The following is a 255-nucleotide window of genomic DNA, read 5'->3' as shown; positions in this document are numbered from 1 at the left end:
AACCTGGTTCTGCTGTACCGGTGACTGGATTAGTCGCATTGATCGGATCAAGTACTGGCGCATTTGGTGCTGCCGTATCGACAGTCACGATGACATCTGCCGGGCTGCTGATATGACCTTGTGAATCTACTGCTTGTGCATGGATGGTGATTGGGCCATCTGCAGTTACAGGAATCGCTGCAGTGATATAGCCATTGCCCAGGTCAGTTGCACTCACGGTGTAGTCAGTGCCGTTAACATTCACGACAGTGCCCA

Annotated in this window: 1 protein-coding gene; it reads right to left on the bottom strand. The window is 51.8% G+C overall.

Features of this window, described 5'->3' with window-relative positions:
• Nucleotides 1-255: hypothetical protein (locus tag ACIF8R_RS18395; protein ID WP_396482485.1), on the bottom strand; the 255-nt coding region annotated here is incomplete at both ends.

The sequence above is a fragment of the Acinetobacter sp. ABJ_C4_1 genome (genome assembly GCF_044538495.1).
Lineage (GTDB): Bacteria > Pseudomonadota > Gammaproteobacteria > Pseudomonadales > Moraxellaceae > Acinetobacter > Acinetobacter nosocomialis_A.
The sequence above is the reverse complement of the archived record's forward strand: the minus strand, read 5'-3'. Positions and strand labels throughout refer to the sequence as shown.